Below are 25,029 nucleotides of genomic sequence, written 5' to 3' on the forward strand. Positions count from 1 at the left end.
GAACAGGTGGACGGCGGTCAAGCGTACGCCTCGTATCGCGTGGTCCTGCCCCACCGGGTCCAACCCGGCAACGGCAGGAGGACCGAGGCACAACCCTCGTATCCGGTGTCCTGCGCAACCGTGCCGTCGGCAAGGACCACCTCGACGCGCGAGCGCGCCACAGCCTTGGTCTCAACGGCCCGCCCGGCAGCGACCGCCCGCACGACTGCCTCGATGAACTCGACGTTCCCCGGGGTGCGCTCGAGCTCCCAGCGGCCGCCGAGGTCATACCCGCCCGCCTGAAGGATGATCTCGCCGCCCCACTCCAGCCAGTGGACGACCAGGGACCGAGGGTTGGCGGGACGGATCTCCCAGTACGAGCCCCCGCCTTGCAGGAAGTCGCCTCGCTCAACGGTCGCGACGCCTGACAACTCCACGCAGAGGCGCTCCTCGAGGGCCACGAGCATGACCCCCACCGCGTCCTGCGACCGTGACCCGCCCTCCCCCATGAGCGCATGGTGCCCGCGGACGAGCCCGGGTTCCGCGCGGCACCCTGTGACCCGCGGCGTGGGGCGCGCCGCAGCAGGGGAAGCGGGGATGGGCCACATGGCCTTGCCCGCCCCCGAGGAGCAGCGGGCAGAACAAGCTGTCCCACGGTGGGCCCCGAGGGGATCGAACCCACAACCCGCGGATTGAAAGGGCGCGGGCGCCCCGTCCGCCCACATTCCCCCACGTCCGCCTCCGCAGGTCAGCGCCATGCGTGACCGTCGGCGTACCCGTACGAACCCTCGCGGACGCCCATCACTGGCCACCACGCTGGCACCATCGATCGAGAGGACCCAGCGGATGGTCGACTCCCTCCCCTCCCTGTCCAAGCGTGGTGCGACCCGCTCAAGAACTGTCGGCCAGGCTTCCACCCCGGCGGAACTCTCATCGTTAAGGCACGACAGCGCCCTATCGGCGCGGGATCGCCGCTGACCGCACGACGAGCCGGTGCACGCCTAGGCATTGACGCTGCCCAGCGTTGGCGTGTAGCTCCCGCCACAGTCCAGGATGGGCGGCATGCCTGCGTGGGCCGACTATCAGGAGGAAGCGGCGCACTTCTTTCGCAGCCTGGGGCTCCTCGCCCTGACGAACGCGGCCATCGAAGGCGCCCGCGGTCGCCACAAGGTCGATGTTGAGGTGCGCGGGGAGCGGGCCGGCCAGCAGCTGCTCTGGATCGTGGAGTGCAAACGCTGGAAGACGCGCGTTTCCAAGCTCCACGTCGCCGCGTTGATCGGCATCGTCCAGGACGTCGGCGCTGACCGCGGCATCCTGCTGAGCGAAGTCGGCTTCCAATCGGGCGCCGTCGCGCTCGCGACCCGCAGCAACATTAGGTTGACGAGCCTTGCGGAGCTCCGCCATGAGTCGACCTGGGAGTATCAGGATCTGCAGTTCAGCGACTATCGCCGACGCCTTGCCCAGGTCCAGGCGCGGCTGAAGACCTTCACCGTTACTCGGGGGAACGTGTCGCGAACACGCAAAGGCGTCGATGGCGACCAATTGTTGCGTGGGTACGCGATGATTTCGATCGCTCAGCAGGCCCTCGATGCAGTCCATCTGAACCGCTGGCCAATCACCTATGGGCTCACCTTCAGCACCGACGACAGTGACGAGTACCTCCGCGCTGCGTCGCGCAGCGAACTCGTCCACGGCCTCGAACTTGAGGTCGACAGAGTCGAAACACTCTCATTGGAACTCGAGGCCAATGTCCAGGCGTGGTAGGTCCCCTGGTGGCTCAAGTCGGTGGGCGCCTGAGTGACCCGGCGTCCATCCTGACTCGCGCCATGCCGAGCGGCCCACCCTCACCCGCGGCCTCTATCCGTCCGGCGGCCCGTCCGCTGCGGATAGGCCCCGCCGACGGCCTCCACGTCCACTGCCCTGCACCGTGCGGGCGGGGCGACCCGGAGTCCGTGTGGCCAGCGCGGGGCGCCCAATTCGACCCGTCCGCCCTCGCGGGCTGCTAGGCGTGCCCCGCCTTGCCGGGCGTGCCTGCACTACGCCCTCGCCGCCGATGGACGCTCGGGCGTGTGGGGCGGGCACACCGCCTCCCAGCGTCCGGCTTGCCCCGCCGCCTTCGCAGGCGCGCCGCTCACTCCTCGGTCGGAAAGTGCAGTCGCACCGGTCCCACGACGAGCACCTGACCCGTGGCCAGACTCACCTCAAAGCTCGCGTCGCAGACCCGTTCTCGGGCCTGGCCGAAGTTGAGCAGCCGCGATACCTCTTCCAATGACATGTCCCAGATCGCTTCGTTGGTACCGATCACGTGCGGCACATCAGGTCCGTCCGGCCACGCGCCGCCCTTGCTCGGGGGACTCATACCGACGTGGGCCGCGTAACAGACGACGGTGGTCACCTCGAAGGCTCGCTCGCCCCGGTTGCGGACGCGGACCCCGAGGTGCCCAGAGTGACCGGCCATCGCTCCCTCGTCGAAGTGTCGCTGGTCCGTGATCGGGGTGAACATGCGGACGCCCCGCGCCGACAGTCCGATCTCGGCGACCGGCTGCGGTTCCTTCGCCGTCTGGGCTGCGCGGGACTGGCGCAGGTTCAGCCACGCGAGGATCGAGCCGACGACGATCGACGCAACAGCAACAACTACGCCGATGAGGGTTGCTGCTACCGCCGCGGTCACGGGGGCATTGTCCTGAAGGGGGTTGCCCTCAGTGTGCAGAGGCTGCTCGGCGAACTCGGGGCTGCGTGACCGAAGCCTGGGGTCCCCCTCGACCGCTCTACCCCGCGCGGCCCACGGTCACAGCAGCACGACAACGAGGGCAAGGGTGACGATTGCGACCGCGAGCGGGAAAGCTAGGGCGCCGATGCCGGCGATGACGGCGACGACATGGGCGACGGACCAGAACACCGACCCCCACGGGCGGGCCGGTCGCATCGTCTAGCGCGTCATCGGGTCACCGTTCCACCGCTGCCCGCCGCCCGCATCGCCTCGACCGCTGCCCGCCACGTCCGCAACGGACGTCGCCGCTGTCGTCCGCTGATCACCAGCGTGGGTTCACGTCTCACTAAGTACCGACCGACTCCACCTCACTTGTCGGGCCCCTGCTTGTTTCGTCAGCCTGTAACCAGAAGTCGTCGTTGATCTTGATGACGAGCGCAATAAGTAGCTTGAGTGCCGTTACGTACGTTCGGAAGTGCTCGTCCTCGTCGCTGGGATCCATATGCGAGCCGTGAAGGTAGCGGTTACGTAGGTCCGGTCCGTTACTGAACTCGGACTGGTTCAGGCTGTAATTGAAGTAGCTCGCCTCAGCGTCCGTCAGCAGGGTGCTCCGCCGCACCAGCCAACCTTTGGCCGCCATGGCGTCGATCAGCGCCCGCGCTTCAGCCGGGTAGTGGTAGTAGCTGGCCGCCTCCGCATGGGAAAGGCCGTGCAACACCCGGAATTGGTACGGACTGGTGAAGTGCAAGCGCTCCCCCGTGTCAGTCCAGACGCCCTGCTCGATCAGGTAGTCCACCCGTCGCCGCTGGTACTCCTCGAAGTCTTCGTAGGCCACGTGGTTCGCGATCAGAAGGGTGGCTGCGTCGTCGGCTCGTAGCGCCTCACTGATGTAGGCCAGTTCGGATTGGTCAGAAAACAGCAGGTACAGGACCTGCTGGATGTCGTGGTCGTCGCTCGCGTAGACGTACTTGCCGTCGAGCAGACTGGGGATCGCCTTGTAGCTGACCTGGTCTGAGGCGATGGCCAACAGCTCGGTGTCCAGCTCTCCATTCTCTGCGTACAGCGCGAACTGCTTTACAACCCTCTCCATCTCAACGAAGAGGTGCCGGCTCTTCTCCAAGTAGCTGGCTGCCTGACTCGACGGGACGAAACGAAGATTGTCCGCGCCGAAGTGCTTCGGGAGGTAGTCGCTGAAGTACCAGTCGACGACGGCTTCCAGCTCAATTTGCTGGCTGCGCAGGAAGTGGTGGTACAGCGCCGTCTGCACCAGCGAGGCCTGATCCTTGTGGCGGAAGGCCGCACCGATCGAGTAATCATCACGGCCCGCGACGCCCATCAAGCGCTCGATGACCCCACGCTGAGCGTCAAACGACGGGAGCGTGAGCAGCATGTGCCGGTCAGCGAACTCGAACAGGTAGATGAAGTTGTTCAGGATTGTCGGGTAGTCCAGCCCGCCCTCCAGCCACTGTCGGCTGTAGGAGAACTTGCTGACCAGTCCATCGAGCGAGGCCTCCACCGGTTCCGACTGCTCATCGGCAATGGCCACCTCGCAGCCGGTGCGGATGCCGGTGTTCTCTCGGAAGAAGTCCTCGGTCCAGCGGTCGTGCTTGCGTTTCGCCTTGAGCTTGAGCTTGGCGTCGAGCCCCAGGGCCGGGTATCTGTTCAACGGCGCAGTAGCGATCAGCTCCACCCAGTTGGGGTTGGCGTCGTCACTTTCCAGGAAGGCGTCCAGCAAGGCCCGCGCATCGGCCGTCGTCAGGCTGGCCGGCAGGTGGACGGCGCGTCGGGCGTCTCGCTCCAGGTACTTACGCAGCAACTGCTCAGCGTTGGTCGGTTCGGCGATCAACCGGGCCCGCAGCTCGGCATCACAAGCCCGCACCAGGTCCGGCTGGGCCAGCATCTCGCCCAGACGGATGCCCGTGTCATCGAGCACCGACAGGACAGTCGCCGGGCTGCAGCGGTCATAGACTTTGAACCGCGCGAACAGCTCCAGCAAATCGGAGTGGTAGTGGTAGCCGACGTCGCCAACGTGGGCCGCCAGGTTGCCGTCGTTCAGGTCATTGAAGAACCTGCCGACCACCGAGCGCGCGACCCGTACGCGGGCACGGGCGGTTGCCTGCTGCTCGTCGCTATAGGCACCGGGGAACAGGCCGTTAGCCGCGAACAGTTGCGCGTTGTGCAGCTCAAGGACGTCAGCGACCGTGCGAGAAGCGGCTGTCGAGTCGAAGTGTTCGAGAACGGCCGCGGCGCGCTCCGCCTGCCAGTGACTACCCAGGTCGTGGACGCCGTAGAACTTGACGCGCGGATCAGCAGCACGATCCGTTGCCATTCCCCCACCCTCGGCTCAAGCAAGCTGCGTCAGCATCAGCACTCTCGCATGACGAGTGATCAATGAGGCACAGGATCATTACAGGGGCCGCTAGAGGATCGCGCCTCTGCCGGGTATCTCTCAGCGTCCCACCTAGGGACAGGTCCGACTTCATAGCTGCCGCCATACTCGCGGCATGGACAAGGTGGACGCTCGACGGCGTCTGGAGTTGCTTGAGGAGACGTTAGCCGAACTCCTGGTGTGGGTCAGGCAGCAGGAAATCTACGACGATCAGTTCGACGAAGAGACCGCGTGGCTGCCGCGACTGGAGCCGTTGGTGCGCCCGGACGGCCTCGCGCCGCTGGCACCGTCGTACGAGGACCAGTGCATCCGGCTGGCCGATCTGCCGAGCGAGTTGCACAGCGTCTCGCAGATGGTGCAGCGCGCCGAGGGGTTGCTTGCGGGAGGCAGGTTGGACGCCGCGCTCGATCGCGCGAGATCACGTCGTCGCCTCACTCAGCGCCGTTCTGCGCAGTCCTCGGACGGCTGAACCGGGCTGTCCCATAGGCCGCCTTCAGGGCGAAGGATGCCGGGCGCGGTACTAGTTCGCCACCGGCGGGATGAAGGCCTCGATCTTCTCCCTGAGCACCCTGTAGTGCCGGTGGGAGACCTTGGCGACCAGCCCCATCTTCGCCAGATCGTTCATGTCCCGAGCGGGCGTCCGCTCGCCGCACGTGGCGTATTTCTTGGCGAGCCCCGTAGTCAGTTCCGTGACCTGCTCAGGGGTGTACGTCCTGCCAGCCTCCATGCGCAGTGCTACCTCCCGCTGGCGACTGCGCGGGGCGGTACTCGGCTTGTGGTTGAACGTCTCGTAGACGTAGCTCTCCCAGTGGATTCGCAGGTTCTCCTCTCGCACCACCTTGATCTGGGCTCGGAGCTCGTCGACGAAGCCTCGGAGTGCGTAGGAGATGAAGTGTCCGACGTCCTGTTGGGCCCGCTGTAGCGCCAGGTAGTAGGCGTTCCGCGTCTTGTTGTAGTGGTCAGACAGCAAGTTCGTGGCAACGATCGGCACTACTCCTGACTCGGAGAGGATCTGCACCTCGATGAGGCGCGCAAGCCGGCCGTTGCCGTTGCCGAAGGGGTGGACCCAGGCGATGTAGAGATGAGCCAGGATCGCCGCGACGATGGCGTTGAAGAATCGGTCTTCGCGGCGCGAGTCGCGGTTCACGGTGGAGCGGAGCTCGTCGAGCCACTTGACGAGCCTGGCGGTCAGTTCCGGCACCTCGGTCCAGTGGGGGGCGAGGTATGGCCCCACGGCCACGTTGTGCTGCCGCAGCTGCCCTGGCACGACCTCAGGGTTGTCCGGGATTCCCGCCAGAATCTCCCTGTTCAGTCGGCAAAGGCGGTCGACGTCGATGGGCAAACGGAGCCCCGCCTCCAGCGCCGCGTCGATCTCGTCGATGCACTTGACGATGTTCAGCACCTCCCGCTGGAGGTACTCACGGGACTCGGGCACGTCAGCCGTGCCTTGGCGCACGATGCGCTTGACTTCATCATCGCTGAGGGTGTTGCCCTCGATCGCTGTCGTGGCCTGCACTCCGCGCTCGAGCGACACAACCGCCAGCTCGTTGGCCGCCTCCGGCTTCAGCGGAACGCCGGCCAGGTGCTCGCACTTGCTCATCGCCTCGCCGATCATAAGCCAGTCGTTGTGGCCCAGCCGCGAGGGGTCGACGTCGAACGAGATGAACCCGTGCCGCTCGGAAGTGGTCGCCATGCTGTCCAGCATAGGCAGATTTTCGACCGCCTGACCTGTGGCTTTAGCTTAACGCGTACTATTTTCGGCCGATCCGCGGACGACTCGTTTTACCACGCGACGATCTCGCAGGTCAGAGGCTTGGTGACCCGCTCGGGCAGCGTCACCCGGACGAGCAGTCCCCAGACAGCCTCGGCGATCAGAGCGGCTTCGCCTGTCGGGTCGGCAGCGACGCGCGGTCACTTCCCCCGGAGGCCGAATGCGTTCGTAAGCACGGCCGGGATGAAGCCGCCGCCGATGCCAGCGATCAACGCGAGAAGGGCAACGCGGACGTCGCGGCGGTGGTTGGCACGCATGAGCCGGATTTCCCGTCGCGGCGTCGGGTCGATAAGGACGATTCCCCGCTCAAGCCGCAGGTCATCGGCCCGAGGCCGAGCCCAGCGAACCAGGCCAATGCTGCCCATGACGGCGAGCACGGCCACGGGCGGCCACAGCACCGGCGGAAGCTGCGCATCGGCGGAAGCAAGCGCCGCCTACTCGCACGTCGTTCCGGCGTTGGCAGAGGACGCTGCGCGCCGCATGGGGAGGCGTTGTGGGGATGACCGGCCACCACGCTGGCACCAGCGGCGGCCAGCGCCGATCACTGCCCGCAACAAGTGCGCAGGTCAGGGATGGTGGGCCCCGTGGGGATCGAACCCACAACCCGCGGATTAAAAGTCCGCTGCTCTGCCAGTTGAGCTAGAGGCCCCGCGCCGCCGGGCGTAGCGGGCCGCGCGGGGCGAGGCTACCGCCCGGGCACGGCCTGGATCCGGCGTCGACACCGGCCCGACCGGCGGCGCGGAGGGCAGAACGTCGCATCTCACAACCACCTGCGGCGGACACCTCGGGAACCGCGGTGCAGACTTGAGGTGTCGCGCACGCCGCCGCGGGTGACACGGCTCACAGCTCACCGGCCACATGTTCAGGCGACCGCGAGCCGACCATCGATGGGAAGGGCGCTCCGGCGCCTCGCCGAGGACAGCCAGAGAGGCAGCCGTGACTTCCGAGCGCAGCGCAGTTCCGGACAGCGCGAACCCCGACGTCGTACTCGTCGGGGCGGGCATCATGAGCGCCACGCTGGCCCAGCTCCTCAAGGTCGTCGCCCCCGACTGGAGCGTCGCCGTCTTCGAGTCGGGCAGCGCCGTGGCCGGCGAGAGCTCCGGCCCCTGGAACAACGCCGGCACCGGGCACGCCGCCCTCTGCGAGCTCAACTACACGCCCGCGGGCCCCGACGGCTCGGTGGACCCCACCAAGGCCAACACGATCAACGAGCAGTTCCAGGTCTCGCGCCAGTTCTGGTCGCACCTGGTCCGCGGTGGGATGACCGGCTCCCCCAAGGACTTCATCTCCCCCGTCCCCCACCTCAGCTTCGTCACCGGCGAGAAGGGCCGCAGCTACATGCGCGCCCGCCACTCCGCCCTCGCGGCCCAGCCCCTGTTCGAGGGCCTCGAGTACACCGAGGACTCCGCGCAGCTGGCCGAGTGGCTGCCGCTGATGATGGACGGCCGCGACCGCGACCAGATCGTCGCCGCCACCCGTTCTGCCGCCGGCACCGACGTCAACTTCGGTGCGCTGACCCGGCTCATGCTCGACGACGTCGCCGACCGCGGCGTGAACGTCTACCTGAACCAGCGCGTGCACGAGCTGGAGAAGGAGCCCGACGGCCGGTGGAAGGTGACCGTCCGGGACACCAGCACCGGCGAGCACCTCACCGTCCGCACCCGGTTCGTCTTCGTCGGCGCCGGCGGTGGCGCGCTGCCGCTGCTGCAGAAGGCCGCGATCCCCGAGATCCGCGGCTTCGGCGGCTTCCCGGTCAGCGGCCTGTTCCTCCGCACCCGGTCCCCCGAGCTCGTCGCCCGCCACCAGGCCAAGGTCTACGGCCAGGCCGCCGTCGGCGCCCCGCCCATGTCGGTGCCGCACCTGGACCTGCGCCTGATCGACGGCGAGTACTCGCTGCTGTTCGGCCCCTACGCCGGCTTCTCCCCGAAGTTCCTCAAGGCCGGTTCGATGTTCGACCTGCCGCTGAGCGTCAAGCCCAACAACCTGGGCTCCATGCTGGGCGTCGCCCGCACCGAGCTGGCGCTGACGAAGTACCTGGTCGGCGAGCTGCTGCAGTCCCGTGCGGCCCGGCACAAGACCCTCACGGGCTTCGTACCGACGGCGGAGCAGGACGACTGGGACATGGTGACCGCCGGCCAGCGGGTGCAGGTCATCAAGCAGGACCCGGGCTCGGGCAAGGGCATCCTGCAGTTCGGCACCGAGCTCATCGTGGGCGAGGACGGCACGATCGCCGGTCTCCTCGGGGCCTCCCCGGGCGCCTCGACGGCGGTGTCGGCGATGCTCACGCTCCTGGAGCGGGCCTTCCCGGACCGCGCCGCTGCCTGGCGCCCCCTGCTGCAGGAGGTCATCCCCTCCTACGGCCGGTCGCTCGCCTCCGACCGCGCCCTGCTTGAGCAGGTGCGCACGGAGACCATGCAGACCCTGGAGCTCAACGGCTGACCCCCGCACGACGCGCCCGGAGGGGCCGGTCCCACCTGGGGCCGGCCCCTCCGCGCGTTCACAGCACGTCGAGCGCCAGGAGCAGGACCAGCGTCAGCAGGGCCGACAGGAGCAGCGAACCGAGGCAGCCGAGGCGGCTGGAGAAGAGGAAGAACACCCCGACCGGGTGCCCACTGCGGCGACGGCCCCACACCCCGTGTGCGTCGAGTCACCCCCGCGGGGACCGGACCACCCGTTCAGGGGATCGCGGGTGACGACCCCGGTTACGTACGGTCATCACGTTCCGGTCGGGGGCCAGCAGTCCTGCCCTCGTCCGCCGCATCGTCCGCCGAGCCGCAGCGCCGGCGGGTACGACCCCGGCCCGGCTGACCCGTTCCCCCCGGGGCAGCCGGGCCGGCTTCTCTCCCCGCACCGTCAGCCAGCCCCGCAGACCCTGCGCACGAGGTCGGCCAGGGCAGCGCGCAGGTCGTCGTCGACCGGGAGGTCGACCACCACCGGCGCCTCCTCCCCCTGCAAGAGCTCCACCGGGAAGACGTAGGGCTGCTTGGTCTCGGCGAGGACGTGCGGCTCGCAGGTCGCGGGACGGAACGTCACCGGGACGTCGGCGGCGTCGTCCCGGACGCCCATCCGCAGGGGCAGGTCCGCCCACACCTCCACGAGGACGCTGCGGCCGATGCGGACGACGGTCACCGGCTCCCCGCCGGCCAGCCGGCGCAGCGCGAGCCGTCCGGAGACCGAGTCCTCGGCAGGCCGGAGGCCGGTCACGGCGACCTCCACCGCGGCGGCCAGCCGCACGGCGGCGCACTCCTCGGCGTGCACGCGGGCCGGCACGTCGCCCTGCAGCGGCACCAGCGGCTCGTCCACGGCCCCGTCGGGACGCCGGACGGTGAGCCGCACGGCCGCGGCCCCGGGCGTGACCGAGCAGTCCACGCCGCCGTAGGTCACCGGCAGGTCGACCACCCGCCCGGGAACGAGCTCCGCGGTCACCGCGGCCGCGGGGAGCGGCGCGAATCCCGGCACCTCCAGCGCGACGGCGGTCACCGTGAACGGCGCGCCCGCGGTGACGCGCACCTGGAACCGGTCGCCCGCCGCCTCGTCGGTGCGCAGGAGCACCGCCTCCGCCTCGACACCGGGGACCGTCGGCAGAGCGGCCCCGGCGTCGGCAGGCGCCGGCGCGTCGCCGGGCCGGCCGGCGCAGCCGGCCAGCAGCAGCGCGCCCACCAGCAGCGCCGCCCGCCTCATGCCGCGCAGCGTAGGACCGCCCGGACGCGGGCGGTGAGGGTCAGCGGTGGCGGCTGGGGACGCGCGCCATCACGTGGCCGGCCTCCATGCGCACCTCGAGCTTCTCCTGCGGGTTGGCAGCCGGCCCGCGGCGCGGTTCCCCGTTCTCCAGGTCGAACGCCGAGCCGTGCCATGGGCAGACCAGGCACTCCGACCCGCGCACCGTCTCCACGACGCCCTCGTCCAGCGGCCCGGACAGGTGCGAGCAGGCCGCGACGAAGACGTCGACCCGCGCGCCACGACGCACGACCGCCAGCGGCACCGCCATGCTGCCGCCCTTGCCCGAGCGCATCGTGGGCCGCCCCTCCGGCAGGTCGTCGAGCGGGCCGAGGTCGATCCAGTCCGTCGACAGGGCGCGCACCGCCGTCGCCGCGTGCGATGCCCCCGAGGACTGCGCGTACGACATGTGCCCGCCGATGGCCGCCGACCCCCCGGCCAGACCGAGGCCGGCGTAGGACAGCACCCGGCCCAGCCCGCCGCGCCCCCGGCCACGGGCCACGAGCGAGCCCACGTAGAGACCGAGGGCCGCGGTGTTCAGGACGGCGTGCAGGGCACCGAGCCGCCGGACGCCGACCTCCTGCTCCGACCAGTCGGCCGCGCCGGAGAGGGCGGCCGGCACGGCCGCGGCGACGCCGGTGCCGATCAGCAGGGTCGCGGCCGGTCGCATCGGGGGGATGGCGTCGAGCAGCCCCGCCGAGACCCAGCTGCCCACCGGCACCTGGACCATCACCGGGTGCAGCGGGTGGCCCAGCCAGGTCCCGTGCAGGAAGTCCTTGACCGCGCCCGGCTTCAGCGCGCCCTGGACGGCCTTGCGCGCCGGCTCGATCGCCTTGTCGAACGCCGACACGTCCGCGATGCGGTCCAGGATCCCCATGAGGCTCATGGCCGCCCCCTACCCCTGAGGTCAGGCGCCGATACCCGCTCCGTGCAGGACTCACAGGTAACGGTGAGCAACGACACGGGTGAGTCACAGTCCCGACCGGCATGTTCAGGCGTGACAACGGTTATGCCGAAGAGGAGCCTTGACCCTGCTCACCGTTCCGACCGCCCTGCCCACCTGCCGAAGGACCCCCGTGACCTGCGCGTCCCTGCTCCGCCGTGGCCCTGGCACCGAGTCCTTCGGTGAGCTGCCCCCGGTGACGACGCAGGAGCCCGACGGGGTCCTCGCCCGGGCCACCGCCCGGCTGCGGGAGGACGACACGGCCGCGCAGTTCATGCGGTTCGTCCTGGTCGGCGCGGTCACCACAGCCGTCTACGCCGCGTTCTTCGTCGCCCTGAGCGCCTGGGGCTACCTGGCCGCGCACCTGGTGGGCACCGCGATCTCGACGGTGCTCGCCAACGAGCTGCACCGCCGCCTCACCTTCCGCGCCGACGAGCGCGTGCACTGGTTCACCGCCCAGTGGGAGGCCGGGGGCGTCACCGTCCTGGGCCTGCTGGCGACCAGCACGGCCCTCGGCTGGCTGGAGGCCGTCACCGAGACCACCCAGCCGGTGCTGCAGATCGCCACGGTCGCCGCCGTCACGGCCTTCATCGGGGCGATGCGCTTCCTGGCCCTGCGCTGGATCTTCCGGCCGGAGCACAGCACCCCGTGAGCGCCCGCTCGCGCTGAGGTCCGTCCGCATCCTGGCTAGCCTCGACGGGGTGGACGACCCGACCCCGCCGCAGTGGCATCGGCACGCCCGGCGGGCGGGGACGTGGGCTGCGCGCATCGCCCTGTCGCTCGGGGGCGCGCTCATCGCCGTCCTCCTCTTCGCCCGGCTGAGCGCCCCCATCGGCCCCTTCGACGCCACCCTCGCCTTCCGGCCGTCCGGTGGCGGCGCCCAGGTGTCCGTCGCGCCGCTCGGCGAGCTCGCCGTCGACGTCTACGACGGGCCGCTGCGGCTCGACGTCGACCTGCAGCGGGTGGACCAGGAGCGCGCCCAGCTGCTGGCCTCGGACCCCGTCCGGCTGGCCGGCGTGGTCGACCAGGTCACCGACGACCTGCGCTCCGCCGTCGTCCGCCTCGTGTGGGTCACCGCGCTCGTGGCCCTCGCGGGGGGTGCGCTGACCTCCTGGGCCGTGCTGCGGGGCCGCAGGGAGCCGCTCATCGCCCTGGGGGTCACCACCACGGTGCTGGCGGCCACCGGCGGGCTGGGGGTCGCGACGTGGCGCCCGGAGGCGCTCTCGCAGCCCACCTACACCGGGCTGCTGACCAACGCCTCCAGCCTGATCGGCAGCGCCGAGGACATCGTCGCCCGCTTCGACGCCTACCGGGCCTCGCTGGAGGACCTGGTCGCCAACGTCGGCACGCTGTACTCGGCGCTCTCCGCGCTGCCCGCTCCTGCGGGGGACGGCGAGACGGTGGCCCTGCTGCACGTCTCGGACATCCACCTCAACCCTGCGGGGTTCGACCTGGTGCGCCAGGTGAGCCAGAAGTTCGGTGTCGAGGCCGTGATCGACACCGGGGACCTCACCGACTGGGGCAGCGAGCCGGAGAACCGGCTCATCACGTCCGTGGGCGACCTCGACGTGCCCTACGTCTACATCCGCGGCAACCACGACTCCGCGACGACCGCCGCCCTGCTGGCCGCCCAGCAGAACGTGACCGTGCTCGACCGCTCCGCCGTCACCATCGCCGGGATCGAGATCGTGGGCACCCCCGACCCGCGGTTCACGCCGGACAAGAGCACCGGCGACGACGACGCGGGCGAGGAGGTGCTGGTGGAGTCGGGCGAGGCGCTGGCCGACGTCGTGGACGACCTCCCGCGGCCACCGGCCATCGCCCTGGTCCACGACCCGAAGCAGGCGCCCCCGCTCGACGGCGGCGTCCCCCTGGTGCTGGCCGGCCACACGCACAGCCGCAAGGTGTCCGAGCTCCCGGACGGCACGCTGCTGATGGTGCAGGGCTCGACCGGAGGCGCCGGGCTGCGGGCGCTGGAGGGCGAGTACCCCGAGCCGCTCACCTGCACGGTGCTCTACCTCGACCGCGCGACCGGGGCGCTGCGCGCCTACGACGAGATCACTCTCGGCGGCCTCGGGGAGACCGAGGTGACGGTGCAGCGGACGGTGGTCCCCCGCACGGCCGAGACCACGCCGGAGGTGTCGGAGGTGCCGGCGCCGGACGCCCCGGCGGCACCGACGTCCCCACCCGGGTGAGGCCGCCGCCCTAGGCTGCGGGCATGTCGACGACGACCCGCGCCGCCCGGCTGGCCGCTGGGCTGCTCGCCGGGGGACTGTTCCTCTCCGGCTGCTCCTTCACCTCGGACAACGTCTCGTGCTCCGGCGGCTCGTGCACCGTCTCGCTGAGCGGCGAGGGCGCCGAGGCCGAGATCCTGGGCCAGAAGCTGACCTTCGGCGGGGTGCAGGACGGCCGCGCCTCGCTCAGCGTCGGCGGCGCGAGCGTGTCCTGCGGTGAGGGTGAGAGCGTCACCGCCGGGCCGCTGGAGCTGTCCTGCTCCGGCGTCACCGACGACTCCGTCGAGCTGACCGCTCAGCTGAACTGAGGTCCGCGCACCGGCTCAGCCGGCGTGCGCCACCTCGACCACGACGCGCACCGGGTCCTGCATGAGGTAGACCCGGAAGGGCGCCTGCGTCCGCGTGCCGATGAAGGCCGTCGTGGTGCCCTCGTAGGTCGCCTTGAAGGCGACCTCGGTGACGCTGCCGGTGCCCGGGGCCCGCAGCGTGCCCGCGGAGGAGAACTCCTCGACCCCCGTGTCGTAGGGGTAGCCGGCGCCGGTCAGGCCGACCTGGAGCACGGCCTCGCCCTCGAGCCGGGTCTCCGCGCCGCTCCCCGGGTCCGACGCCGTGTCGACGTACCGCACGTCCCAGCCCGGGGTCCCCTCGCCGCCGACCTCGAGCACGACCCGGTCGAAGCCGTCCTGGGCGGCCAGCCGCACGTCGCTGACCGTCACCCGGGCGTCGGCGGAGGCCGTGGCGGTGTCCGGCTCGGTGTCCCCGGGGAACTCGGCCGACGGCGTCGGCGAGGCGGGCGGTGCCGTCGGCTCGCCGGCCGTCGCGGTCTCCTCCGCGGTCGGCCCGGCAGTGGAGGACGCGGTGTCGGCGTCCCCCTGCTGGGCGCAGCCGGACAGGAGGACGAGCGAGACGGCGAGGGCGGGGACGACCAGCCGGAGAGGAGCGCGCACGGCCACAGCCTCGCACCCGGGGACCCCCGTCCAGAGGAGGCGCGAGGGGCATGTATTGTTCTGGCTGCCCCCGGCGAACGAGAGCCCTCATCGTCTAGCGGTCCAGGACGCCGCCCTTTCAAGGCGGTAGCACGGGTTCGAACCCCGTTGGGGGCACGCAGCACCACCAGCACGAAGCACCACACGCAAGGCCCTGTAGCGCAGTTGGTTAGCGCGCCGCCCTGTCACGGCGGAGGTCGCGGGTTCGAGTCCCGTCAGGGTCGCTCTCCGGTGGATACGCCGGGAGGGGCAGGTAGCTCAGTCGGTACGAGCGCTCGCCTGAAAAGCGAGAGGTCGGCGGTTCGACCCCGCCCCTGCCCACCGCACCAGCCCTTCGGCCCGGCGCCTCGCGCCGGGCCGAACGCATGTCAGGCCCAGCTGCGGTCCGCCGCCACCTGCGCGTAGACCTCCGCGTGCACCTGCCGCACGGCCTCGCGCTGGCCGTCCCGCCACACCCGGTCCGCCGGGCGCGGCATCGGCCGGGCCAGGGCGGCGCCGATCGCCACGGTCAGCGACACCGCGTCCACCCCGCCCTGCTCGTCGTGGCTGTAGGGCACGACCTCGGTCCACTGGTCGGTGAACCAGCCGCAGCTGGGCGCGACCACGCGGGTGCCGACGTCGCGGCAGACCTCGACGTCGCGGGAGTGGGTGCCGCACCGCTCGGGCAGGACGGCGACGTGCAGCTGCTGCAGCTGGGCCGCCCACTGGGCAGCGGGGAAGGCCACCAGCTCCACCTGGCCGGCGTCGGCCAGGGCAGCCACCTCCGGGTCGAGCGCCGGCAGCTCCGCCGCCTCGACCAGCACGCGGAGCCGGCCGCCGCCCGACACGGCGCCGGAGAGCGCCGCCCGGACGTACGCCAGCGGGTCGGGCACCGATGCCGACGCCGCGCCCACGCGCAGCCCGACGAGCCCCCGCTCGGCCCCGAGCTCGGGGTCGGCGGCGGCGACCGACGGGTGGGCGACGACGATCGCGGTGCGGCCGTAGCGCTCGGCGATGTCGTCGGCGGCCCCGGGGGTGAGGGTGAGCACCACCTCCGCGGTGGCGAGCACGGCCGCCAGGTGGGCGTCCTCCAGGCCCGGGGCGACCTCGCCCGGGCCGTGCAGCTGGTGCACGGTCACGACCAGCGGGATCCCCTGGCGCTGGAGCTCCTCGGTCCAGGCCTCCATCACGCCCGCGTCCAGCGCTCCGTACCCGACGTGCAGGTGGACGACGTCGACGTCCCCGGCGCGTGCGGCCAGGTGGGCGAGGTCGAACCACGGGCTCGTCCCCGGACCGGCCTCGAGCGGGTCGCCGACCCGTATGACGCCGTCGGGCAGCACCGCGTCCACGTAGGGGTCGCGGTGCGGGATGGTGGCCACCCGGAGACCGGCTCCGGGCAGTGCGGGAAGCCCCGTCTCCGGGGGTTGAGCGTGGGTCACGCGGCGGTGCGTCTCCTCGTGCGGTCGAGCGTCACGGCAGCACTCCCGTGCGGGCGACGCTCCCTGGACCTGGCCGCGGGACTCGAGCCGGTCCGTCACCGCCTACCCCGGCCGTCCGGCGCCCAACCCGTGACCGACTCCATCGGGTGAGCCGGTGTGCCCGACGCGTCACCGCCCCGTCCGGCCGGCGACGCGCGCCGTGGCGTAGGACGGCTCGCGGAACCTCGCCATCGGGCCGTCCGCCACCAGCCCCGGCGGCGGGTTGCGCACGGCGTCGAAGCGGATCGCGGGGTCGAGGGTGGCGCGCACGGAGGTGCTCCGGAGGCGGGCGAAGGGACGCCACCCGCCCAGACCGACGGCCGCGGCGAGGACGAAGTCCAGCGCACCGTCGGCCGCCGCGTCCGCGACCGGCTCCGGGTCGGAGCCGACCCCGGCCACCCGCGGGAGCGCCGCGATCCGCAGCGGCCCGGCGGCCGACCGGTAGGCCATGATCGAGCTGTAGGTGCTCCCGGCGTCGACACGCGGTACGGGCACCAGCCTGGTCCAGGTGCCCCGCCCGGTGCTCGACAGCAGCAGGTCGACCGGCGCCTCGTCCCCGCCGAAGCGGATCGCCAGGCCCAGGAGGTCGGGCAGCGGAGCGGGCAGCCCGGCCCCGCGCGAGAGCCGCACGACGACCCGGTCCTCGCGGACCTCGTCGAGCCAGGGCACGCCGAACGGCGGCTGCGCCCCGTGGCGCTCCACCGACGCGTCGAACACCGCGCCCCGCGGGTGCATGGGCCGGCCCCGCCGGAAGCGGGCCACCGCCCCGAGGGGCACGGCCACGGCCCTGCCGGCCAGCTCTGCCAGATCGCTCACTGCGCGCTCCTGTCGCTCGGGACGACGACCTACCCGGAGGTGCGGCAGGGGTATGCGGGAGCCGCTCCGCGGGCTACCGTCGGCTCTCGGCAGAGGTTGTCGAGACCTGCTGTGACTGGTGGGACCAGACGGTCGTGACGGGGCGAAGTCTGCGCACGTCGGAGCGGATGTTCGGAAAGATCTGCCCCGTGACACGGACCAGTCCCGGTCCTACGTTCGGAACATGCTCTCGACACTCCTGGTCATCGGTGGCGTGCTGGTCGGTCTGCTCGTGCTGCTGGCCGTGATCGTGAGCCTCAGCGCGCGCCCGGCGACGACGACCCGCACGACCGGCGCCCCGCGCAGCTCGACCTGGGTGACCGATGTCGGCCGCCCCCACCCGGACGCCTGGTCCCCGCTCTCCACCGGCGCCACCAGCGAGATGCCCGCCGTCCGCTGACCGCGACCGCGTCCCGGCGGCTGCCCCGACCGCGCCGCCGGGACGCACCGGCGCTCAGCCGCCGGTCATGAGGTCCGCGGCGCGCTCGCCGACCAGGACGGCGGTCGCGGCCGGGCCCCGGCTCGGCACCCGTGGCAGCACGGAGGTGTCGGCGACGCGCAGGCCCTCGACGCCGCGCACCCGCAGCTGCTGGTCGACCACGGCCCCGCGGTCACCGTCGGGGCCCATGCGCGCCGTGCCCGACAGGTGCACCGCGGTGGTCACCCGCTCGCGGACCCAGCGGTCCAGGCCCGCGTCGTCGCGAGGCAGCTCGCCCGGCTCCCCGAGCTGGCGCAGCGCCCGGCTGCGCAATAGCTGGAGGGCCAGCCGGACGCCCTGCCGCATCCGGCGCACGTCGGCGTCCTCGGCCAGGTGCCGGTGCTCGACGAGCGGCGGGGTGCCGGCGTCGCCGTCCACCAGCGAGAGCCGGCTGCGGCCCTCCGCGCGCTGCAGCGCCACCCCGACCTCGACGACCTGGCCGTCGGCCGGCGCCCCGGTCATGACCTGGGCGAACGGCGCCAGCCACGGCAGCACCTCCAGGTCCCCCGGGACGACCGCGTCGTCGGACGTGACGTTCAGGACCCCGTGCAGCGGGGACCGACCGGGCCCGGCCGTGACGCCCTCCCGCGGCCGGAACGGCAGGTAGACGATCGGGTGGTCCGTGCCGTCCTCGCCCACACCCGGGGCGTCGACCAGCACCTCGATGCCCGCCGCCCGTAGCCGCGCGGCCGGGCCGATGCCCGACAGCAGCAGCAGGTGGGCCGAGCCCACCGCGCCCGCGCTGAGGACGACCTCGCCTGCGCGGACGTCGCCGGCCGTCGTCGCCACCCCCACGGCGCGGCCGCGCTCGACGAGCACCCTGAGCACCCGGACGCCGCCGCGCACCGTCAGGAGCGGGTCGGCCCGCCGGGGCGCGAGGTAGGCGTCCGCGGTGCTGACCCGCACCCCGTCGACGACCGTGCGCGGCACCGGCCCGTAGCCGGGCGGCCCGCCGGCGTTCTTGTCCGGCTCGGCGGGCAGCCCGAGCTCCTCGGCCGCGCGGGCGAAGGCCGCGGCCAGCGGCGGCCCGTCGGCGGGGCGGGACACCGGCACCGGCCCGCCGGCACCGTGCCAGGGCCGGTCGCCGAAGTCACGGTCGTCCTCCAGCCGCCGCAGCACCGGCAGCAGGCGGTCCCACGACCACAGGTCGTTCCCCGCGGCCGCCCACCCCTCGGCGTCCGCCGGGGTCGGCCGGACGAAGTAGCCGGCGTTGACCGCGCTCGAGCCGCCCACGACCCGCCCGCGGGGCACCCGGACGGTGCGCCCGTCGGCCAGCAGGCCCGGCAGGTCCCAGTTCGCCGGGTGCCCGGGCACCGCGCCCCGCAGCGTCGAGGCGTCGCGGAGCTCCTCGGGCACCGGGTGGTCCGCGCCGGCCTCGAGCAGCAGCACCCGCCGTCCGGCGTCGACCAGCCGAGCGGCCAGCGCGCAGCCCGCCGTCCCCGCCCCCACGACGACGACGTCCGGGTCGCCGGGACGCTCAGCCATCCCCGAGGCCGAGCAGCGCGGGCAGGTCCAGCCGGCGCACCTTCCCGGTGGACGTGCGGGGCAGGTCGCCCACCGCGTGCACGCTCTTGGGGCGCTTGGCCGGGGCGAGGCGGGCACGGGCCCAGTCGGCCAGGTCGGCGCCGTCGGCGTCGCCCACGTAGGCGGCGACCACCCGCTGGCCCCAGTCCGGGTCGGGGACGCCGAACACGGCGCTCTCCACCACGCCCGGGTGCGCGTCCAGGACGGCCTCGACCTCCGCGGGGTAGACGTTGACCCCGCCGGAGATGACCAGGTCCTCACGGCGGCCGTCGAGCCACACGACGCCGTCGTCGTCGACCCGGCCGAGGTCCCCGACGGTCACCCGGTCGCCCCGCCAGGCGGCCGCGGTCTTCTCCGGCGCGCGCCAGTACTCGAACCGCGCCCACGGCGGCACGGCGCACCACAGCTGGCCCCGCTCGTCGGTCTCCAGCCGTCGGCCGGGCCGGGCCCGCCCGACGCTGCCGGGGTGCGCCAGCCAGTCCTCGGGCGAGCAGACGGTGAACTGGGCCTCGGTGGACCCGTAGAACTCCCACACGCTGCCCTCGGGCAGCGCGGCGAGGACCGCGCGCTTGAGCGGCTCCGGGCAGGGGGCGCCCGCGTGCACCAGCCGCCGGAAGGAGGACCAGTCGACGTCGTCGCGGGCCAGCAGCCGCTGGAGGTGGGTGGGCACGCAGAAGGTCGTCGTCGGCCGCAGCGCGGTGATGGCCCCGGCCGCGCGGGCGACGTCGAAGGGCCCGGGCAGCAGCACCTCGCCGCCGGCCAGCAGCGTGTGGATCGAGAACCGCAGCGGCGCGCTGTGGTGCAGCGGCGAGAGGACCAGGTGCCGGTCACCGGGGCCGAAGCCCCACAGCTCGATCTCCTCGGCGGCCAGGGCGCGGGCGTCCTCCTCGGCCAGCACCCCGGACCACACGCCCTTGCGGCGGCCGGTGGTCCCCGAGGTGTAGTGCATCGGGCGGGCCAGCGGCACGTCGGCGAGGTCCGCCTCCTCCTCCCCCAGCAGCCGGCCCGGGTCGTCCCCGGCGTCGAGCGCCGGGTCGGCGTCCTCGGCGAGGGCGGCCCGCTCCCCGGGCGGCAGCGCCGGGTCGAGCACGACCGGCACGATCCCCGTCCGGAGCGCGCCCAGGACCACCGCCAGCAGCTCCGGCGACGCGGCGGCCGACACCAGCAGCCGGTCCCCGGCGCGCAGCCCGGCCGCGGCGAGCGAGGCGGCGGCCCGCCGCTGGTCGCGCTCGCTGTCGGCGCTCGTGACGACCGGCACGGCGCTCATGCCGACCGGACCTCCTCGGCCGGGCCCAGGACGACCCGGCCCTCGGCGGCCAGCTTGGCCAGGGTGGCGCGCGTGGACTGGGCCGCGGCCGGCCACACCTCGCGGGGGACCTCGGCGTAGACGACCGCGACCAGCTCGTCGACGCTCGCGGCGCCGCCGTCCAGGGCATCGAGCAGCTGCTGCTCGCGGAAGGCCCGGTGCGCCAGGTAGTACTCCAGCACCGCTGCGGGGTCCTCGGTCAGCTCCGGCCCGTGGCCGCAGTACAGCGCGCTCGGCCCGAGGTCGTGCACCCGCCGCAGCGACTCCAGGTAGGCCACGACGTCGCCCTCGGGGTGCGTGACGACCGACGTCCCCCGCCCCAGCACGTGGTCCCCGACGAGGGCCGCGCCGGACTCCAGGCGGAACGCCAGGTGGTCGGCGGTGTGGCCGGGGGTGGCGACGACGTCGATCGCGGTCCCGGCCAGCACGAGGCGCTCCCCCGGCTCCAGGACACGTCCGCCCGGACCGGCGACCGCCGCCCCCGCCGCGGCGACCGGGGCGCCGAAGGCCGCCCCCCACGGCTGCGCCGCCTCGGCGTGGTCGCCGTGGTGGTGGGTGACCAGGACGGCGACGCAGCGGGCGCCCCGGGCGGCGAGCGCGGCCTCGACGGCGGCGAGGTGCGCGGCGTCGTCCGGGCCCGGGTCCACCAGGACCGCCTGGCCGCTGCCGGGCGCCCCCACGACGTAGGTGTTGGTGCCGTCGAGGGTCATCGGCGAGGGGTTGGGCGCCAGCACGCGCGTGACCAGCGGCTCCAGGTCCGCCGTGCGGGGCAGGGCCCCCGGTGCGGGCAGGCCCCAGCCGGTGCGGGGATCGCTCGGGAACGGCACGCAGCGCACGCTATCGGGCGGCGCCCGCGGTCCGCTCCGGGCCGCTAGCCTGCCGCGCATGCGCCGATCCGTCTCCGCCTGCCGCGCGGGCGTCTCCCTGGCCGCCGCGGTCGTCCTGCTCAGCGCGTGCGGGGGCTCCGACGAGGACGGCTCCGCCGCGGGCTCCTCGTCCAGCGCCACGGCGACCACCGCCGGGTCGGCGGTCTCGCAGTTCTGCACCGAGGCGGCGAGCATCCAGGAGCGGCTGCAGGCGACGATCACCGAGGAGCCCGACCCGATGCAGCTGCCGACGATCCTGAGCGAGGCCGCCACGGAGATCCGGGCCATCGAGGCGCCCGAGCAGATCGCCGGCGACTGGGCGGCCCTGGCCGACGGCGCCCAGCAGCTCTCGGGGGCGATCGCCGGGATCGACTTCAGCGACCCGAACGCCATCGCCGCCCTGGACCAGCAGCTCACGCCGCTCCAGCAGCAGCTGGGGTCGGCCTCGACCAACGTCGGCGACTACCTGCGCGACGAGTGCGGCATCGACGTCGACGCGACCCAGCCGGCCGCCCCGACCAGCTGAGCCACGCCCCGGCCGAGGCGGGTCAGCCGCCGCAGCCCCCGAGGTAGATGCCGCGCGCGTTGAGCCACGGCACGGGGTCGACGTGACCGCTGTGCATGGCGCCGTTCGGGTGCACCTCGAAGTGCAGGTGCGGTCCGGTGGACTGGCCGCGGTTCCCGACCTCGGCGATCTTCTCGCCGGCGGAGACGCGCTCGCCCACGCGGACGTCGTAGCTGTCCACGTGCCCGTAGACGGTGACCTCGCCGTTGTCGCCCTCGATGTAGACGGCCAGGCCGAAGCCGGTCGCCGCACCGGCCCGGCGCACGACGCCGGAGGACGCCGCGTAGATCGGGGTGCCGATCGGGGCGGCGATGTCGACGCCGCCGTGCAGCGCGCCCCAGCGCCAGCCGTAGCAGCTCGACACCCGGCCCGAGGTGGGCTTGGCGTAGCCGGAGGCGACCGGCGCGGCGCTGCCGCCACCACCGCTGCCCGCCGTGCCCCCCGAGGAGCCCCGTGCCGCTGCGGCCTCGCGGGCGGCGCGGTCGGCGGCGGCGCGGGCGGCGGCGGCCAGCGCCTCCTCCTCCGCCCTCTTCTGCGCCTCCCACTGCGCGTAGGCGTCCCGCGCGCCCTGCAGCTGCAGCAGCTGGATCTGCGCCGCCTCCAGCTGCCGCTCGTAGTCGGCCTTCTGGGCCTCGACCTGCTCCATGGCCACCTGCTGCTCGGCCAGCTGCGCGTCGGCGGTCTGCTTGGCCGCCTCCGCGGTGTCCTCGGCGGCGGCCCGCTCGTCGCGGGCGGCGCGGGCGACGGACTCGGCGTTGGCCTGGCGGGCCTGCGCGACCTCCAGGACACCCAGGACGTCGACCTGGTTCTCGGCGACGTAGTCCAGCATCGCCGCGCGCTGGATCAGCTCACCCGGGCCCTCGGAGTCCAGCAGGGCGGCGGTGCTGGAGAGGGAGGACCCCTTGATGTAGGTGTCCCGCGAGAAGGTGGCGATCCGGCGCTCCGCCGCGGCCACGGCCTCGGCGGCCCGCTGGAGCTCCGCGGCGGCCTCGTCGGCCTGGGCCTGGGCCAGCTGCAGGGCCTCCAGGGCGGCCTCGTAGGCCACGCCCGCTGCCTGGGCCTGGATGTAGAACTTCTCAAGCTCCGCCTCGGCGGCGGCGACCAGCCCGCGGATGCGGCCGACCTCGGCGGCAGCGGCGTCCTGGTTGCTCCGGGCGGCGCCGAGCTCGCTGTCGGTCGGGTTGGGCGGCGGCGGAGGGGCGGCGAGGGCGGGCGCGGAGGTGCCCAGCAGCGCCGCACCGGCCACGACACCGATCAGCGCGGTGCGCAGTGGCCGGGCGGGACGGCCCACGACGGACCGGCGTCGGCCGGCCCGTGGGGCCGCCGGTCCGGTCGGACGGCGCTGGGTCATGGCTCGCTCCCTGGGGAAGAGGGTGGGCGTGGTGCCCAGCGAGAGTCGCACCGTCACCAGTAGTCACAAAGGCAACACGCGGAACAGTTGACGCGCCGCAACCAAAACGGTCGGTCACCGCCCCGTCGCTGTCGGTATGTCGACACGGGCGTCAGTCGGTCGGTCGCTCCAGCTCGTGCGCGAGCGCGTCGAGCTCCGCCCCGCCGGCCATCAGCCGGGTCAGCTCCTCGCGCGAGATGTCGGCCTTCGCGAACTCGCCGAGGCTGCGGCCCCGGTTGAGCAGCAGGAAGCGGTCCCCCACCGGGTAGGCGTGGTGCGGGTTGTGCGTGATCAGCACGACCCCCACCCCGCGGTCACGGGCCTGGGCCACGTACCGCAGCACGACCCCGGCCTGCTTCACGCCCAGCGCGGAGGTCGGCTCGTCGAGGATCAGCACCCGGGCACCGAAGTGCACCGCGCGGGCGATCGCCACCGACTGCCGCTCCCCGCCGGAGAGGGTCCCCACCGGCTGGTCGGGGTCGCGGATGTCGATGCCCATCGCGGCCAGCTCCCGGCGGGTGGTCTCCTTCGCGCGCGCCGCGTCGAACCGGCGGAACGGCCCCCGGCCCCTCGTCGGCTCGGCGCCCAGGAAGAAGTTCCGCCAGACCGCCATGAGCGGGATCATCGCGAGGTCCTGGTAGACCGTGGCGATCCCGGCGTCGAGCGCCTCGCGGGGCGCCCCGAAGGACACCGGGAACCCGTCGAGCAGCAGCTCGCCGCGGTCGGCGCGGTGCACGCCCGACAGGATCTTGATCAGCGTCGACTTGCCCGCGCCGTTGTCCCCCAGGACGCAGGTGACCTCGCCGGCGCGCACCGTGGCGCTGATCCCGTCGAGCGCGATCACCGAGCCGTAGTCCTTGCCCAGGTCGCGCAGCTCGAGCAGCGGGGTGGTCGGTGGGGTGCTCATCGCCGGGCCGCCTCGGCGTAGCGCCGGACCAGCCGGTTGGCCAGCACGGCGAGCAGCAGCATGGCGCCCAGGAAGAAGTAGAACCAGTCCGCGTCCCAGCGCAGGTACGGGATGCCCAGCTGCGTCATCCCGAAGATCAGCGCCCCCAGCGAGGCGCCGACCGCCGAGCCGAACCCGCCGGTGAGCAGGCACCCGCCGATGACCGCCGCGACGATGTAGATGAGCTCCTGCCCGATCCCGGTGTTGGCCTGGACGGAGGTGAGCCGCACGGCCAGCGTCGTCCCGACGAACCAGGCCGCGGCCGCGGTGGTCATGAACAGCGTGATCGTGGTGCGCCGGGCGGGCACCCCCACGTTCCGCGCGGCGACGTCGTCCCCACCGGTGGCGAAGACCCAGTTGCCGAAGCGGGTGCGCAGCAGCACCCAGGTGGCCAGCGCGGTGAACAGCAGCCACCACAGGACGGCGACCCGGACCTCCGCGCCGAGGACCTGCATCTTCGAGGCGAACACCCACTCCGCGGCCGCGTAGCCCGGCACGTCGTCGATGCCGCCCACGCTGACCGTGCTGGTGAACAGCTTCGTCAGCCCGAGGTTCAGGCCCTGGAGCATCAGGAACGTGCCGAGCGTGATGATGAAGCTGGGCAGCCCGGTGCGGGTCACCAGCCAGCCGTTGACGAAACCGATGGCCAGCGCGACGAGCAGGGCGACGGCGATGGCCACCCACAGGTTCTGCCGCAGCTCGGTGGCGACGATGCCGACGGTCAGGGCCGTCGTCCCCACCAGCACGCCGGCGGACAGGTCGAAGTGGCCGCCGATCATCAGCAGGGCGACCGCGACCGCCATGATCCCCAGCGTCGACGCCGGGTCCAGCCAGTTGGCGATCCCGCGGGGCGACCGGAACGTCTCCGACTGCACCGCGAAGAAGGTGAAGACGACGACCGCGCCGACCAGCG

At 72.8% G+C, this 25,029-nt stretch carries 24 protein-coding genes and 4 tRNA genes; 11 read left to right on the forward strand and 17 right to left on the reverse strand.

Going from position 1 to position 25,029, the window contains the following annotated elements; all coding sequences use genetic code 11:
• Positions 1–17: 17 nt before the first annotated feature.
• The gene (locus E4P43_RS02385; RefSeq protein ID WP_135143828.1) at positions 18–446 is read right to left on the reverse strand and encodes a hypothetical protein; all 429 of its coding nucleotides are present in this window, start codon (positions 444–446) and stop codon (positions 18–20) included.
• Positions 447–1,041: 595 nt separating this feature from the next.
• Between E4P43_RS02385 and E4P43_RS02390 the strand changes: the two genes are divergently transcribed.
• Positions 1,042–1,743, forward strand: coding sequence for a restriction endonuclease (locus E4P43_RS02390; protein ID WP_135143830.1), 702 nt, complete (start codon positions 1,042–1,044; stop codon positions 1,741–1,743).
• A gap of 367 nt (positions 1,744–2,110) precedes the next feature.
• On the opposite strand, the gene E4P43_RS02400 is transcribed toward E4P43_RS02390, so the two are convergent.
• Entirely contained in the window at positions 2,111–2,650 is a 540-nt protein-coding gene (locus E4P43_RS02400) for a hypothetical protein (protein ID WP_135143831.1), read from the reverse strand.
• Positions 2,651–3,035: 385 nt separating this feature from the next.
• Positions 3,036–5,018, reverse strand: a complete 1,983-nt coding sequence (locus E4P43_RS02405) for a hypothetical protein (RefSeq protein ID WP_135143832.1) — start codon at positions 5,016–5,018, stop codon at positions 3,036–3,038.
• Positions 5,019–5,193: 175 nt separating this feature from the next.
• Between E4P43_RS02405 and E4P43_RS02410 the strand changes: the two genes are divergently transcribed.
• Positions 5,194–5,547 carry a hypothetical protein gene (locus E4P43_RS02410; protein ID WP_135143834.1) on the forward strand — a complete coding sequence of 118 codons (354 nt, stop codon included), beginning with the start codon at positions 5,194–5,196 and terminating at the stop codon, positions 5,545–5,547.
• Between the two features lie 51 nt (positions 5,548–5,598).
• Here the strand turns inward: E4P43_RS02410 and E4P43_RS02415 are convergent, their stop codons facing one another.
• The 3 genes from E4P43_RS02415 to E4P43_RS02425 all read right to left on the reverse strand — a co-directional run bounded on the left by E4P43_RS02415 (position 5,599) and on the right by E4P43_RS02425 (position 7,498).
• Complete coding sequence (locus tag E4P43_RS02415; protein ID WP_167759025.1) at positions 5,599–6,771, reverse strand: Fic family protein; 1,173 nt, start codon at positions 6,769–6,771, stop codon at positions 5,599–5,601.
• Positions 6,772–6,989: 218 nt separating this feature from the next.
• Positions 6,990–7,247, reverse strand: a complete 258-nt coding sequence (locus E4P43_RS02420; protein ID WP_135143836.1) for a hypothetical protein — start codon at positions 7,245–7,247, stop codon at positions 6,990–6,992.
• 175 nt (positions 7,248–7,422) lie between these two features.
• A tRNA-Lys gene (locus tag E4P43_RS02425) sits at positions 7,423–7,498 on the reverse strand.
• A gap of 287 nt (positions 7,499–7,785) precedes the next feature.
• On the opposite strand from E4P43_RS02425, the gene mqo reads away from it, so the two are divergent.
• The gene (mqo, locus tag E4P43_RS02430; protein WP_209313685.1) at positions 7,786–9,288 is read left to right on the forward strand and encodes a malate dehydrogenase (quinone); all 1,503 of its coding nucleotides are present in this window, start codon (positions 7,786–7,788) and stop codon (positions 9,286–9,288) included.
• A gap of 414 nt (positions 9,289–9,702) precedes the next feature.
• On the opposite strand, the gene E4P43_RS02435 is transcribed toward mqo, so the two are convergent.
• On the reverse strand, positions 9,703–10,530 hold the full coding sequence (locus E4P43_RS02435) for a hypothetical protein (RefSeq protein WP_135143840.1): 828 nt from the start codon (positions 10,528–10,530) through the stop codon (positions 9,703–9,705).
• A 40-nt stretch (positions 10,531–10,570) separates the two neighbouring features.
• Positions 10,571–11,452 carry a Rieske (2Fe-2S) protein gene (locus tag E4P43_RS02440; RefSeq protein ID WP_135143841.1) on the reverse strand — a complete coding sequence of 294 codons (882 nt, stop codon included), beginning with the start codon at positions 11,450–11,452 and terminating at the stop codon, positions 10,571–10,573.
• 190 nt (positions 11,453–11,642) lie between these two features.
• On the opposite strand from E4P43_RS02440, the gene E4P43_RS02445 reads away from it, so the two are divergent.
• The 3 genes from E4P43_RS02445 to E4P43_RS02455 are packed head-to-tail and all read left to right on the forward strand — an operon-like array spanning position 11,643 to position 14,051.
• The gene (locus E4P43_RS02445) at positions 11,643–12,161 is read left to right on the forward strand and encodes a GtrA family protein (RefSeq protein ID WP_245158893.1); all 519 of its coding nucleotides are present in this window, start codon (positions 11,643–11,645) and stop codon (positions 12,159–12,161) included.
• Between the two features lie 49 nt (positions 12,162–12,210).
• A complete protein-coding gene (locus E4P43_RS02450) occupies positions 12,211–13,704 on the forward strand; it encodes a metallophosphoesterase (protein WP_135143843.1) in 1,494 nt (497 codons plus the stop codon).
• A 23-nt stretch (positions 13,705–13,727) separates the two neighbouring features.
• Positions 13,728–14,051 carry a hypothetical protein gene (locus E4P43_RS02455; protein ID WP_135143844.1) on the forward strand — a complete coding sequence of 108 codons (324 nt, stop codon included), beginning with the start codon at positions 13,728–13,730 and terminating at the stop codon, positions 14,049–14,051.
• A 15-nt stretch (positions 14,052–14,066) separates the two neighbouring features.
• Here the strand turns inward: E4P43_RS02455 and E4P43_RS02460 are convergent, their stop codons facing one another.
• Complete coding sequence (locus E4P43_RS02460; RefSeq protein ID WP_135143845.1) at positions 14,067–14,690, reverse strand: hypothetical protein; 624 nt, start codon at positions 14,688–14,690, stop codon at positions 14,067–14,069.
• Between the two features lie 83 nt (positions 14,691–14,773).
• Between E4P43_RS02460 and E4P43_RS02465 the strand changes: the two genes are divergently transcribed.
• The 3 genes from E4P43_RS02465 to E4P43_RS02475 all read left to right on the forward strand — a co-directional run bounded on the left by E4P43_RS02465 (position 14,774) and on the right by E4P43_RS02475 (position 15,050).
• A tRNA-Glu gene (locus E4P43_RS02465) sits at positions 14,774–14,846 on the forward strand.
• 33 nt (positions 14,847–14,879) lie between these two features.
• Positions 14,880–14,953 (forward strand) — tRNA-Asp (locus E4P43_RS02470).
• 23 nt (positions 14,954–14,976) lie between these two features.
• A tRNA-Phe gene (locus E4P43_RS02475) sits at positions 14,977–15,050 on the forward strand.
• Positions 15,051–15,097: 47 nt separating this feature from the next.
• On the opposite strand, the gene E4P43_RS02480 is transcribed toward E4P43_RS02475, so the two are convergent.
• Together E4P43_RS02480 and E4P43_RS02485 are read right to left on the reverse strand one after the other, a co-directional pair.
• Positions 15,098–16,087 (reverse strand): glycosyltransferase, encoded by a 990-nt coding sequence (locus E4P43_RS02480; protein WP_135143846.1) that lies wholly within the window; start codon positions 16,085–16,087, stop codon positions 15,098–15,100.
• 228 nt (positions 16,088–16,315) lie between these two features.
• Positions 16,316–17,002: a phosphodiesterase gene (locus E4P43_RS02485; protein WP_135143847.1), complete on the reverse strand. Its 687-nt coding sequence runs from the start codon at positions 17,000–17,002 to the stop codon at positions 16,316–16,318.
• A 223-nt stretch (positions 17,003–17,225) separates the two neighbouring features.
• Here E4P43_RS02485 and E4P43_RS02490 point away from each other — a divergent pair, with 223 nt between their 5' ends.
• Positions 17,226–17,441 (forward strand): hypothetical protein, encoded by a 216-nt coding sequence (locus tag E4P43_RS02490; RefSeq protein WP_135143848.1) that lies wholly within the window; start codon positions 17,226–17,228, stop codon positions 17,439–17,441.
• A 54-nt stretch (positions 17,442–17,495) separates the two neighbouring features.
• On the opposite strand, the gene mftG is transcribed toward E4P43_RS02490, so the two are convergent.
• From mftG to E4P43_RS02505, 3 genes are read right to left on the reverse strand one after another with little or no spacing between them, the layout of a single operon-like run.
• Complete coding sequence (gene mftG, locus E4P43_RS02495; RefSeq protein ID WP_135143849.1) at positions 17,496–19,004, reverse strand: mycofactocin system GMC family oxidoreductase MftG; 1,509 nt, start codon at positions 19,002–19,004, stop codon at positions 17,496–17,498.
• Positions 18,997–20,310, reverse strand: a complete 1,314-nt coding sequence (locus E4P43_RS02500; RefSeq protein WP_135143850.1) for an AMP-binding protein — start codon at positions 20,308–20,310, stop codon at positions 18,997–18,999. Before E4P43_RS02500 ends, mftG begins: the two co-directional genes overlap by 8 nt.
• Positions 20,307–21,176 (reverse strand): MBL fold metallo-hydrolase, encoded by an 870-nt coding sequence (locus E4P43_RS02505; protein ID WP_135143851.1) that lies wholly within the window; start codon positions 21,174–21,176, stop codon positions 20,307–20,309. Before E4P43_RS02505 ends, E4P43_RS02500 begins: the two co-directional genes overlap by 4 nt.
• Positions 21,177–21,234: 58 nt before the next feature.
• On the opposite strand from E4P43_RS02505, the gene E4P43_RS02510 reads away from it, so the two are divergent.
• Positions 21,235–21,741 (forward strand): hypothetical protein, encoded by a 507-nt coding sequence (locus tag E4P43_RS02510; RefSeq protein WP_135143852.1) that lies wholly within the window; start codon positions 21,235–21,237, stop codon positions 21,739–21,741.
• A 22-nt stretch (positions 21,742–21,763) separates the two neighbouring features.
• Here the strand turns inward: E4P43_RS02510 and E4P43_RS02515 are convergent, their stop codons facing one another.
• The 3 genes from E4P43_RS02515 to E4P43_RS02525 form a co-directional block, all read right to left on the reverse strand.
• Positions 21,764–23,131, reverse strand: coding sequence for a M23 family metallopeptidase (locus E4P43_RS02515; protein WP_135143853.1), 1,368 nt, complete (start codon positions 23,129–23,131; stop codon positions 21,764–21,766).
• 151 nt (positions 23,132–23,282) lie between these two features.
• Complete coding sequence (locus E4P43_RS02520; RefSeq protein WP_135143854.1) at positions 23,283–24,077, reverse strand: ATP-binding cassette domain-containing protein; 795 nt, start codon at positions 24,075–24,077, stop codon at positions 23,283–23,285.
• Positions 24,074–24,991: an ABC transporter permease gene (locus E4P43_RS02525; protein WP_245158894.1), complete on the reverse strand. Its 918-nt coding sequence runs from the start codon at positions 24,989–24,991 to the stop codon at positions 24,074–24,076. The genes E4P43_RS02520 and E4P43_RS02525 overlap by 4 nt, the downstream gene beginning before the upstream one ends.
• Positions 24,992–25,029: the final 38 nt, after the last annotated feature.

Source organism: Blastococcus sp. TF02A-35 (assembly GCF_004571075.1).
GTDB lineage: Bacteria > Actinomycetota > Actinomycetes > Mycobacteriales > Geodermatophilaceae > Blastococcus.

Bases quoted from the DNA above. Each gene is read 5' to 3' on its own strand.
- E4P43_RS02390 (WP_135143830.1), top strand. From the start codon at position 1,042: ATGCCTGCGTGGGCCGACTATCAGGAGGAAGCGGCGCACTTCTTTCGC.
- E4P43_RS02490 (WP_135143848.1), top strand. From the start codon at position 17,226: ATGCTCTCGACACTCCTGGTCATCGGTGGCGTGCTGGTCGGTCTGCTC.
- E4P43_RS02515 (WP_135143853.1), bottom strand. From the start codon at position 23,131: ATGACCCAGCGCCGTCCGACCGGACCGGCGGCCCCACGGGCCGGCCGA.
- E4P43_RS02440 (WP_135143841.1), bottom strand. From the start codon at position 11,452: ATGAGCCTCATGGGGATCCTGGACCGCATCGCGGACGTGTCGGCGTTC.
- mftG (WP_135143849.1), bottom strand. From the start codon at position 19,004: ATGGCTGAGCGTCCCGGCGACCCGGACGTCGTCGTCGTGGGGGCGGGG.
- E4P43_RS02415 (WP_167759025.1), bottom strand. From the start codon at position 6,771: ATGGCGACCACTTCCGAGCGGCACGGGTTCATCTCGTTCGACGTCGAC.
- E4P43_RS02385 (WP_135143828.1), bottom strand. From the start codon at position 446: ATGCTCGTGGCCCTCGAGGAGCGCCTCTGCGTGGAGTTGTCAGGCGTC.
- E4P43_RS02455 (WP_135143844.1), top strand. From the start codon at position 13,728: ATGTCGACGACGACCCGCGCCGCCCGGCTGGCCGCTGGGCTGCTCGCC.
- E4P43_RS02410 (WP_135143834.1), top strand. From the start codon at position 5,194: ATGGACAAGGTGGACGCTCGACGGCGTCTGGAGTTGCTTGAGGAGACG.
- E4P43_RS02510 (WP_135143852.1), top strand. From the start codon at position 21,235: ATGCGCCGATCCGTCTCCGCCTGCCGCGCGGGCGTCTCCCTGGCCGCC.
- E4P43_RS02500 (WP_135143850.1), bottom strand. From the start codon at position 20,310: ATGAGCGCCGTGCCGGTCGTCACGAGCGCCGACAGCGAGCGCGACCAG.
- E4P43_RS02435 (WP_135143840.1), bottom strand. From the start codon at position 10,530: ATGAGGCGGGCGGCGCTGCTGGTGGGCGCGCTGCTGCTGGCCGGCTGC.
- E4P43_RS02520 (WP_135143854.1), bottom strand. From the start codon at position 24,077: ATGAGCACCCCACCGACCACCCCGCTGCTCGAGCTGCGCGACCTGGGC.
- E4P43_RS02405 (WP_135143832.1), bottom strand. From the start codon at position 5,018: ATGGCAACGGATCGTGCTGCTGATCCGCGCGTCAAGTTCTACGGCGTC.